General features: G+C 70.5%; 6 protein-coding genes. 4 read left to right on the top strand and 2 right to left on the bottom strand.

The features are described 5' to 3' along the window. Positions 1 to 292 precede the first annotated feature (292 nt). Positions 293 to 1,345, bottom strand: coding sequence for a YihY/virulence factor BrkB family protein (locus AB0D27_RS17415; protein ID WP_362508762.1), 1,053 nt, complete (start codon positions 1,343 to 1,345; stop codon positions 293 to 295). 97 nt (positions 1,346 to 1,442) lie between these two features. Between AB0D27_RS17415 and AB0D27_RS17410 the strand changes: the two genes are divergently transcribed. Together AB0D27_RS17410 and AB0D27_RS17405 are read left to right on the top strand one after the other, a co-directional pair. Then, entirely contained in the window at positions 1,443 to 2,063 is a 621-nt protein-coding gene (locus AB0D27_RS17410) for a helix-turn-helix domain-containing protein (protein ID WP_362508759.1), read from the top strand. 10 nt (positions 2,064 to 2,073) lie between these two features. Further along, on the top strand, positions 2,074 to 2,808 hold the full coding sequence (locus tag AB0D27_RS17405) for an SRPBCC domain-containing protein (protein WP_362508756.1): 735 nt from the start codon (positions 2,074 to 2,076) through the stop codon (positions 2,806 to 2,808). Positions 2,809 to 2,898: 90 nt separating this feature from the next. On the opposite strand, the gene AB0D27_RS17400 is transcribed toward AB0D27_RS17405, so the two are convergent. Then, on the bottom strand, positions 2,899 to 4,725 hold the full coding sequence (locus tag AB0D27_RS17400) for an endonuclease/exonuclease/phosphatase family protein (RefSeq protein WP_362508753.1): 1,827 nt from the start codon (positions 4,723 to 4,725) through the stop codon (positions 2,899 to 2,901). 367 nt (positions 4,726 to 5,092) lie between these two features. Here AB0D27_RS17400 and AB0D27_RS17395 point away from each other — a divergent pair, with 367 nt between their 5' ends. Both AB0D27_RS17395 and AB0D27_RS17390 read left to right on the top strand, forming a co-directional pair. Beyond that, positions 5,093 to 6,517, top strand: a complete 1,425-nt coding sequence (locus tag AB0D27_RS17395; RefSeq protein WP_362508750.1) for a hypothetical protein — start codon at positions 5,093 to 5,095, stop codon at positions 6,515 to 6,517. A 602-nt stretch (positions 6,518 to 7,119) separates the two neighbouring features. Then, positions 7,120 to 8,571 carry an alkaline phosphatase PhoX gene (locus AB0D27_RS17390; protein WP_362508747.1) on the top strand — a complete coding sequence of 484 codons (1,452 nt, stop codon included), beginning with the start codon at positions 7,120 to 7,122 and terminating at the stop codon, positions 8,569 to 8,571. The last annotated feature ends 157 nt before the right edge of the window (positions 8,572 to 8,728 follow it).

The following is an 8,728-nucleotide window of genomic DNA, read 5'->3' as shown; positions in this document are numbered from 1 at the left end:
GACAACGGAAAGATCATCACCCCGTAGGCCGACCCGCCAGCCGCCTCGTGCGCGCCACTGGTGCGTAGTACTGCCAGCCTCGTGCGCGCGGCACCGGTGCGTAGTACTGCCAGCCGCCTCGTGCGCGGCACCGGTGCCGTACTGCGGGTTTCGCCCCCTCCGCCCCTACCCGCCCCGTACCTGGGGACTGCGCCCCAGACCCCCGGTCGCGCTTCGCGCTCGTCCTCAAACTCCCCACTCTCGGCTTCGCTCGAGCGCTCGAGCGGGGGGAACCCCCACGAGGGGCGGAACCTCAGCCCCTCGGGTGCTTGAGGAGTGGCCCGCCTGTGGGCGCGACCCCCGTCTTCGCCCGTTCCCGCGCCGCCCGCAGCGCCCGCAGGCGTGGGGGCCACTTGCGGGTGTCCCGGGGCTCGACGTACGGCTCCTCGGAGGGAGGGGCGCCGTCGGTGATGGCCCGCTGGCGGGCAAGTTCCGCGTCGAACTCGAGGCCCAGCAGGATGGCCAGGTTGGTGAGCCAGAGCCACACCAGGAAGACGACGGCGCCCGCGAGAGTGCCGTACGTCTTGTTGTACGAGCCGAAGTTGGCGGCGTAGACGGCGAAACCGGCGGACGCGGCCAGCCAGATCAGGGTGGCGACGACGCTACCGGGGCTCACCCAGCGGAAGCCGCGGCCGCGGACGTTGGGGGCGGCCCAGTACAGCAGGGCGATCATCAGCACCACCAACAGCAGCAGGACGGGCCACTTGGCGATCGACCACACGGTGATCGCCGCGTCGCCGAGTCCGATCGCGGTGCCCGCCCGGTGCGCCAGCGGTCCGGTGAACACCACGATCATCGCGCTCGCGGCGAGCATCAGCATCAGCGCGACGGTCAGGGCCAGCCGCAGCGGGGTGAGCTTCCAGACCGGGCGGCCCTCCGGCAGGTCGTACACCGCGTTGGAGGTGCGGATGAACGCGGCAACATACCCGGAAGCGGACCACACCGCGGCGAGCAGGCCGACAATCGCCAGCACCCCGCCCGTCCCGCCACTGCCGCTCAGCTGCACCACCGCGTTGTGCAGGATGTCCCGGGCCGGGCCCGGCGCGAGGTCCTTGACGTTGTCGAGGAGTTTGTCCGTGACGCCCTGCCCCACGACGCCCAGCAGGGACACCAGCACCAGGAGCGCCGGGAACATCGACAGTACGCCGTAGTACGTCAACGCGGCGGCGCGGTCGGGGAGTTCGTCGTCCAGGAACTCCTTCGCCGTGCGTCGCACCACCGCCCGCCAGGAGCGGGCGGTCAGCTTGGAGGGACTGTCCTTCTCGGTGAGTCCTTCCGTCTGCGATTCCGGTCGCTTGTCGTCCATGAGCGGCGGGTTTCCCGAATCGTGGCACCGAAGCCCCAGGCCTACCGACAACTCGAACCGTCTGGACAAAAATAGTTTTCGGTGGGACGGTGGAGTCATGTTGGACGTGACCGTGATCGAGGACGCCGAGGCCGCCGCCGTCTCACTGGACCCCATACGGGCCCGCCTGCTGGCCGAGCTGACCGCCGGACCCGCCTCGGCGGCGATGCTGGCCGGCAAGGTCGGGCTGCCCCGGCAGAAGGTGAACTACCACCTCAAGGCGCTGGAACGGCACGGCCTGGTCGAGCTGGCGGGCGAGCGCCGCAAGGGCAATGTCACCGAGCGGCTGATGCGCGCGACCGCCGCGTCGTACGTGATCTCGCCCCTCGCGCTGGCCGCCGTACAGCCGGACCCGGACCGCTTCCGGGACCAGCTCTCCGCGCGCTGGATGCTCGCCCTCGGCGCCCGGCTCGTCCGCGACGTCGGTTCGCTGATCACCGGTGCCGCGAAGGCCCGCAAGCGGCTGGCGACGTACGCGCTCGACGGCGAGGTGACCTTCGCCTCGGCCGCCGACCGCGCCGCGTTCATCGAGGAGCTGACGGCCGGCGTCGGCGCGCTGATCCGCAAGTACCACGCGGGGGACGCGGAGGGCGGTCGGGACCACCGGATCGTCGTCGCCGTCCATCCCACGGTGAAACCCCAGGGCGCCGAGCCCGCAGTACCCCAGATCGAGGAGTAGGAGCCCCCTCATGTCCAAGGAATTCGAGATCGCCCGCGAGTTCGAGGTCGATGCCACGCCGGAGCAGGTGTGGGACGCGATCACCAGCGGCACCGGCGGCTGGCTGTGGCCCATGGAGTTCGAGCCGCGCCAGGGCGGGGCCGGGCCCTTCGGCTCCACGCTCACCAACTGGGACCCGCCGCACCGCCTCACCAGCCTGGTCGAGGACGTCGACGGCATCTCACAGCAGACCCTCAACCAGATCGACGAGACCATCGAGCCGCGTGACGACGGACGCCGCTCCTGGATGCGGTATGTGCACAGCGGGATCTTCGTCGAGGACTGGGACAACCAGTACGACGGCGCGAACAAGCACACCGACTTCTATCTGCACACCCTGCGCGAGTACCTGACGCACTTCGCCGGCCGTCCGGTCGCCTTCGCCACCTTCGACGGACCCGGCGCGTCCACGGCCTCCGACGCCTTCGCCACCGTCGGGCGCGCCCTCGGTCTCGCGGACGGCACCGCCGAGGGCGCGCGGGTCCAGGCCCGGGGGCCCGAGGGCCGGCTCCTCGACGCCGTGGTCGACTACCGCGACTCCTACTTCATCGGGCTGCGCACCAGCGATGCCCTCATCCGCTTCTTCGGACGCAACCACTGGGGCGCCCCGGTCGGCATCAGCGTCCACGACTTCGCGGCCGCCGCCGACGCCAAGGCCAACGAACTCGCCTGGCAGGGCTGGCTGAACGGCGTCTTCAGCGCCTAGGACCCGTCCGGCCGGACAGGTCCTGGCCGCGGGAAAAGGGAAGAGCCCCGGCCCCCCGGACGACGGGGCCGGGGCTCTTCCCGCGTGGAGCTACGGCTTGAACCGCAGCACCTGCGGGTCGTGGTCGCTGATCTGGTCGGAGAACTCCGAGTTGATGTGCACGCTGTCGTACTCGAAGTCGCAGCCCCTGCGGATCGAGGGGCTGACCAGGATCTGGTCCAGGACCTGGCTGTTGCCCTGGTAGTCGTACGTGTAACGCTCGCTCTTGGGCAGCGACTTGATCGCCGACCAGAGCTCGCCGTCGCCCTCGAGGATCTTGGTGGTGTCGGAGAACTCGAAGTCGTTGATGTCGCCGAGCGTGATGACGTCGGCGTTCTTCTGCGTCTTCAGGATCTCGTTGACGAAGGAGTTCACCGCGGTCGCCTGGGCGTGCCGCTGGATCTCCGAGCTGCGCGTCGGCGGCTGGTACTGCGCGGTCAGCCCCTGGTCGCCACCCTTGGAGTTGAGGTGGTTGGCGATCACGAAGACCGTCTTGCCGCGGAAGACGAACTCGCCCGCCAGCGGCTTGCGGCTGCTGGTCCAGGCCGCGTTGGCCGGGTCGACACGGCCGGGGGAGGCGGTCAGCTGCGCCTTGCCGTTGACCTTGGTGACCCCCACGGCGGTCGTCGAGTCACCGCCCGCGCGGTCGGTGAAGGAGACCCGCTCGGGGTTGAAGAGGAAGACCTGGCGGATGTTGCCGCCCGGCTCGCCGCCATCCTTGTCGTTGACCGGGTCGATGGAGCGCCAGTCGTACTTCGGGCCGCCCGCCGCGACGATCGCGTCGATCAGCTTGTTCACCGTCTGGTCGGCGGCGACCGTGCCGTCGTCCGTCGCGCCGTTGTTGTCCTGGATCTCCTCCAGGGACACGACGTCGGGCGACTGCAGGTTGTTCACGATCGCGGACGCGTGGGCGTCGAACGTGGCGTCGCCCGGGTCCAGGTTCTCGACGTTGTACGTCGCCACCGCCAGCTCGCCGCGCGACTGCTTCCGCGTCGTCTCGCGCTCCAGGCCGCCCTTCTCCAGGGTGCCGAGGTGGCCGGCGACGAGCGTGTAGCCGCCGAACTGGTTGTAGTCGAGCGGGCCCGCGGTGGTGCCGGTGAGCTCGTCGCCGACGTTCGCGGCCGGGAAGTCCGCCGTCGCGCCGAGGGACTGGATCTGGATCCGGCCGGTGTTCTGCGAGGTGTACGCGCCGTACACCGAGCCACCGCGGTGGTTGGCGTGCTCACGCGGCTTCACCGTGACCCACAGCTCGCTGTAGGGGTCGGTGGCGGTGACCACGCGGGCGTCGGCGACCTGGACGTTCATGCCCTCGAGGGATTCGTAGTAGTCCAGGGCGTACTTGGACGGCTCCAGGGTCAGAGCGTTGATCGAACCGCTCGCGGCGGTGTCGCCCGCGGGGGCGTAGTCGTCCGGAACGGACTGGGTATCGACGACCGTCGCGGCCGGGACCGCGTTGCCGCTGGAGATCACGGTCACCGTCGGCTTGGAGACCTCCGTCACCGACTGGTTGCCCGAGGAGGCGCCGCCCGGGACGTACTCCGAGACCGTGCCCGTCACCGTGACCGAGTCGCCGACGGCGACCTTCGGGGTGGAGCTGGTGAAGACGAACACGCCCTCACTGGTGGCGGGGTTGTCGTCCGCGTTCGGGTCCTGGAACCAGAAGCCCTTCGACGAACCGTAGGTGCGCACGCCGGTGACGATGCCGGGCACGTCGGTGACCTTCGTGCCCGCGAGCGGGGAGGTCCGGGTGGTGCCCTGGATGTCGTGGATGTGGACGGTGTCCGCGTGGGCCGGTGTGGTGAGCACCACGGCGGAGATGGTGGAACAGACCGCGGCGACGGTCAGCGCGCCTATGCGCGCGGTTCTCTTGCTCGGCAAGGGAATCCCTCCGGGGACGTACGTGAGCGCCGGGACGAGGGTGGAGCAGTGGGGGGAGCGCGACCTGCGTGCGGCCGGTGACGCGCGTAGACGCTGGTGGACCGGGTGGCCACGTAACTTCTACGCGCGTCAATCTCGTGTGTGGCCAGGGTAGTTGTCAAGGTTTCAGCGGTGTACTGCTGCTGTCAGGGACATGAACCAGGCGGCATGGGTGGAAATCCGTCTAGGCTGAGCCGTTGGCGCGGATTTCCGGGGCGCCCCCCGGATCCTCGTGTCCGGGGAAAGGCTCTTGGGGTCCGGCGCCGGTGTTTTTACGATTGACCTGCTTGCTCTTCATGTCCTGGTTGTTCGGAGGAGAACCCAGCCGATGTCAGACAGCTCCCCCTTGCCGCCGGTGCGGCTGCATTCCGAAGCCGTGCTGGCGCGGGACGCGCTCGCCGCACCGCTGTTCTCCCGCGCCGCGCGGCTGGCCCGCTGGGCGGGTCCGGACACGCGGATCGGCGCGGGGGGCGAACTCGTCGAGGAACAGCTTCCCCAAGCGGCTGCCGAGCTCGGGCTGTCCGGTGACGACGCGGCCGCCGTCGCCGGTGAGGCCTGGCAGGTGGCCGTCGACACCGGGCTCGTCGAGATCGCCGACGAGGAGGAGGGTACGGTGCGCGCGGGCGAGGACCTCTCCCTCCTCACCTCCGGCGGACCGCGGGACGTCCTCGGCGTATGGCTCGGCGCGCTGGAGACGGTGCTGGCCGACGCGAGCGTGCCCGACCTCGACGATCTCGTCGGCGCAATGGACGAGGGCGGCGAGATCGACTTCTCCTCCCTGGACTGGGATCCGGAGGCGGAGGCCGAGTTCCTCGACGGCGTGCTCGGCAATCTGTACCTGCTGACCGTGAGCGAGGAGGGACCCGGTGACGGACCGGTGCCGCTGCCCGCCCTCGCCGCGTCGATGATCGTGCCCGACGACATGGGCGAGCCCACCAATGACGTCCTGGAGCAGGTGTCGGACGCGATGATGCGGCTCGACGACCAGTTCCGGCTGCTCGAACCCATCGGGCTCGTCGACTTCCAGCCCGTCGACGAGGCGCTGATGGCGGACACCGGCGAGGAACCGGCCGCGGTCGACGAAACCGACGTATCCCGCTACGGGATGGTACGACTCACTCCGCTCGGTCTGTACGGGATGCGGGCGCGGCTCCTCGAGACGGGCGTCCTGGCGCCCGCGGTGGGCGACCTGGCGGACAAGGGGGCGGACGCGCTGCTGGACGGCACGGCCGTCTTCCCTCCGGCGGCCGCGCAGGCCGAGACCGAGCAGTGGCTCGCCCGGCGCGAACCTCTGCCCGCCGCACGGGAGTTGCTCGCCGCCGCCCGCGGCGCCGACGGCGGGGCGCCGCTGCGCCGGCTGCGCTGCCAGCAGGCGCTCTCCCTCGTCGGCCTGGAGGCCGAGCCCGCGCTGCGGGAGGTCCTCGACGACGCGGAGCTGGGTGGCCTGGCCCGCGTCTGGCTCTCCGAGCAGGGCGCTCCCGACGTGCCCGCGCCCTCGGAGGCGATGGTCTTCTGGCTCACCATCGACACGCTGGCGGCGCAGCTCGCCGCCGAAGGCAACTCCGCCGAACTGCAAGCCCTCGTGGAAGGCCTGGCCCAGCAGCACAGCGGCTTCTTCGACACGGCGTGGCGCGTCGACCACCCGGCCACACCGGACGTCCTCGATGCCATGGGACGCCTCCACCCGGACAAGAAGGTCGCCAAGGAGGCCCGTAAGGCGGCGTTCAAGGCGCGGTCGCAGCAAGGGGGTTGAGTACGGGGGAGGGGCGGCGGGGGCATGTGGACCCCGCTCCGCCGGAAGGGGCGCCTGTCGGCCCGAACCGGTCGCGTGGGCGCGCGGAGCCGGTCGCGTGGGCTCGAGAAGCCGGTCGCGTGGGCGCGTCGAGCCGGTCGTGTGGCTCGCCGAACCGGTCGCGTGGGCACGCCGAGCCGGTTCTGTGGGCTCGCGGAGCTGGTTGTGTGGGCTCGAGAAGCCGGTCGCGTGGGTGCGCCGAGCCGGTCGTGTGGCTCGCCGAACCGGTCGCGTGGGCACGCCGAGCCGGTTCTGTGGGCTCGCGGAGCTGGTTGCGTGGGCTCGACAAGCCGGTCCCGTGGGCGCGCCGAGCCGGTCGTGTGGGATCACCGAGCCGGTCCCGTCGGCACGCCGAGCCGGTCGTGTGGATCGCCGAACCGGTCGTCCGGGCACGCCGAACCGGGTGTGGATCACCGAACCGCTCGTGTGCATTCACGGAAGCGGGGCCCCTGAAGTCGGCATGTGTTCAACTGCCGTTCAGACACGGGCGGGACGGTGTGGCCGCAACCGAGGTCGCCCCGCCCCCCACGACAGTCGCAGTCCACCGTCACAGGAGACACCACATGTCGCTCACCCGCAGGGACTTCGCCAGACGATCCGCGATCACCGGCGCGGGTGTCGCGCTGGCCGGCAGCGTTGGCGCCCTCGCCACCGCTCCGAACGCCCTCGCGTCCACGGAGACGGACGCCGACAGCGCGGAGGAGGCGTCGGCGGCAGGGCACGGCGGCGTCGGCTACGGGCCGCTGATCCCCGACCCGAACGGCATCCTCGCCCTCCCCGCCGGGTTCTCCTACCGCGTGATCACCTACAGCGGCAAGACCAAGCTGGAGTCGGGCGAGTTCACCCCGTCCAACCATGACGGCACGTCCACCTTCGAGGGACCGCGCGGCGCCACACTCCTGGTCAACAACCACGAACTCAAGGGCCCCCGCGCCAACTGGGCCCACCCCGTCCCGCTCACCGAGGGACTGGTCTACGACCCGGCCGCGTCCGGCGGCTGCACGGTCGTCGAGGTCCGCGGGGACAAGGTCGCCGAATGGGTCGGCATCGCGGGCACCTCCACCAACTGCGCCGGCGGCAACACTCCTTGGGGAACCTGGCTCACCTGCGAGGAGACCGAGGACAAGGCCGGCCAGAACGGCATGACCAAGGACCACGGGTACGTCTTCGAGGTCGACCCCGAGGACCGCCGCCGCAACCAGAACCCCAAGCCCCTCAAGGCACTTGGCCGGTACGCCCACGAGGCCGTCGTCGTCGACCCCAAGCGCGGCCGCCTCTACCTCACCGAGGACGCCGCCGGCCCCAACGGCCTCCTGTACCGCTGGACCCCGCCGCAGGGCTTCGAGCACGGGCATGGGCAGCTCGCCACCCTCGCCGACGACGCCGGCTCGCTCCAGGCCTTCAAGTGCTTCGACTCCGGCGGCCAGTTCGTCGACGACCTCTCCCGCGCCACCAAGATCGGCACGGTGTACGGGGTGGACTGGGTCGACGTCCCCGACCGTGACGCCAAGACCGTCTCCGTCCGCAAGCAGTTCGCCGACGGCCAGGTCACCCGCGCCCGCAAGCTCGAAGGCATGTGGTGGGGCGACGGCGGCGCGTACATCGTCTCCTCGTACGCCCGCACGGAGAGCCCCGTCCAGCACGACGGCGCCGTCTGGTTCTACGACCCCAAGCGCCGCACCCTGACGCTGAAGGTCCTGCTCGGCGTGAACCCGGACCCGTCCGTCGACGGCGCCTTCGACGGCCCCGACAACATCACCGTCTCCCCCTACGGCGGCCTGGTCATCGCCGAGGACGGCGAGGGCATCCAGCACCTCTTCGGCGCCACCGACAGCGGCCGTACGTACCCGATCGCCCGCAACGAACTCAACATCGGCACCGAAGAGGCCCCGGAGTACAGCGAGTTCACCGGCGTCACCTTCTCGCCCGACGGCAGGACCCTCTTCGCGAACATCCAGACGCCCGGCATCATGCTCGCCATCACGGGTCCTTGGAAGCGCCAGAAGCGCGGCTGATTTATTCGCTCGCCCGACCCGCGGTACGCCTCCTAAAGTGATGCATGTCCAGGTGCGAAGGCAGGACCTACTTCCACTGATAATGGGGCGGCCGCGGGTTCGAGTCCCGCCACCGGTACAACGCGCCGGTGTAGCTCAGGGGTTAGAGCACCTACGT

The sequence above is a fragment of the Streptomyces sp. NPDC048415 genome (assembly GCF_040651675.1).
Lineage (GTDB): Bacteria > Actinomycetota > Actinomycetes > Streptomycetales > Streptomycetaceae > Streptomyces.
This window is presented reverse-complemented; position numbering and strand designations above follow the sequence as displayed.

Excerpts from the sequence above, each read along its gene's own strand:
- AB0D27_RS17415 (WP_362508762.1), bottom strand. The coding sequence starts at position 1,345 with ATGGACGACAAGCGACCGGAATCGCAGACGGAAGGACTCACCGAGAAG.
- AB0D27_RS17410 (WP_362508759.1), top strand. The coding sequence starts at position 1,443 with ATGTTGGACGTGACCGTGATCGAGGACGCCGAGGCCGCCGCCGTCTCA.
- AB0D27_RS17395 (WP_362508750.1), top strand. The coding sequence starts at position 5,093 with ATGTCAGACAGCTCCCCCTTGCCGCCGGTGCGGCTGCATTCCGAAGCC.
- AB0D27_RS17405 (WP_362508756.1), top strand. The coding sequence starts at position 2,074 with ATGTCCAAGGAATTCGAGATCGCCCGCGAGTTCGAGGTCGATGCCACG.
- AB0D27_RS17390 (WP_362508747.1), top strand. The coding sequence starts at position 7,120 with ATGTCGCTCACCCGCAGGGACTTCGCCAGACGATCCGCGATCACCGGC.